Here is a 1,511-nt window from a genome sequence, read left to right as displayed (position 1 = left end):
TGAAAACCGGTACGCATCCGCAAAACATCCTCAAATGGGGCATTATCGTCCAATTTTCCGCCAATCTGCTGATGACGGTTTTGGTGTTGTCGCTGTCTTTGCCGCCTTTGTGGGCTTTAGTGCCATGCGTGATGTTTTCAGTTGGTACGCAAGGCTTGGTCGGAGCGAACACTCAAGCCTGCTTTATGAGCTATTTCAGCGCAGAGGGCGGCAGCGCAAATGCCGTTTTAGGCGTGTTCCAATCCCTTATCGGCGCATCGGTCGGCATGGCAACGACTTGGCTACATAATGGTTCCGCCTTGGTGATGGCCGGTATGATGTTGAGTTCGACCGTATGCGGTATCGTGCTGTTGTGGGTTTGCTCGCATCAGGCTTGGATGGAAAACGATAAAAAAGAATATGTTTAACCTTCGGGCCGTCTGAAAAACGGTTTCAGACGGCCTCAACACTATATTGAAGAAATTAACCATGAGTACCAGCAAACAACGCCCCATCGGCGTATTCGATTCCGGCGTCGGCGGCTTGACCAACGTCCGCGCCCTGATGGAACGCCTGCCGATGGAAAACATCATCTATTTCGGCGATACCGCACGCGTTCCCTACGGCACCAAATCCCGCGCTACCATCGAAACCTTCGCCATGCAGATTGTCGATTTCCTGCTGGAAAACGATGTCAAAGCACTCGTCATTGCGTGTAACACCATTGCCGCGGTTGCCGGACAGAAAATCCGTCAAAAAGCAGGCAATATGCCCGTATTGGACGTCATCTCCGCAGGTGCAGAAGCCGCTTTGCAAACCACCAAAAACAACCGAATCGGCATTATCGCGACCAACACCACCGTCAACAGCAATGCCTACGCGCGAGCTATCCATTCAAAAAACAACGACACGCTGGTGCGCACGCAAGCCGCACCCCTGCTTGTGCCATTGGTGGAAGAAGGCTGGCTCGATCACGAAGTCACCCGTCTGACCGTGCGCGAATACCTGAAGCCGCTTTTGGCCGACGACATCGACACGCTGGTGTTGGGTTGTACCCACTTCCCACTGCTCAAACCGCTTATCGGCCACGAAGCACAAAACGTTACCTTGGTCGATTCCGCCATCACTACCGCCGAAGCCACCGCCAAAGCCTTGGCACAAGCAGGTTTGCTGAATACAGAAAACGACAATCCGGATTACCGCTTCTACGTCAGCGACATCCCCCTGCGTTTCCGCACCATCGGCGAACGCTTCTTGGGTAGAAGTATGGAGCAGATTGAGATGGTAACGTTGGGTTGATTGGAAATATTAAAGGCCGTCTGAAAGGTAAAAACAAGGTTAAAGTCGGCGAAATTCACAATGAAGAAGATGCCTTGGAATAAATTGCGAAATTGGAAAAAAGCTATGCAGCAGGTGGCCAAGGATTTGCAGTTTGAAGAAGCGGCTGTGTTACGGGATAGAATTCGGGTAATTAAGGAAGAATTGTTGTTTGGTAGTGAATAAGTTATATCATTATTAAGTTATAGGAAATT

Annotated in this window: 1 protein-coding gene and 2 pseudogenes; all 3 read left to right on the top strand. The window is 50.5% G+C overall.

All coding sequences use genetic code 11. The features are described 5' to 3' along the window. Positions 1–407: pseudogene (locus ACTHUM_RS13685) on the top strand (Bcr/CflA family drug resistance efflux transporter); the annotation flags it as partial. A 61-nt stretch (positions 408–468) separates the two neighbouring features. Then, positions 469–1,278: a glutamate racemase gene (murI, locus tag ACTHUM_RS13680; protein ID WP_440403132.1), complete on the top strand. Its 810-nt coding sequence runs from the start codon at positions 469–471 to the stop codon at positions 1,276–1,278. A gap of 11 nt (positions 1,279–1,289) precedes the next feature. Continuing rightward, positions 1,290–1,482, top strand: a pseudogene (locus ACTHUM_RS13675) (UvrB/UvrC motif-containing protein); the annotation flags it as partial. Positions 1,483–1,511 lie beyond the last annotated feature (29 nt).

The sequence above is a fragment of the Neisseria sp. P0021.S006 genome, from assembly GCF_051956895.1.
Note: the sequence above shows the minus strand (reverse complement) of the source record. Positions and strands in the feature narration are given on the sequence as shown.

Bases quoted from the DNA above. Each gene is read 5' to 3' on its own strand.
- murI (WP_440403132.1), top strand. From the start codon at position 469: ATGAGTACCAGCAAACAACGCCCCATCGGCGTATTCGATTCCGGCGTC.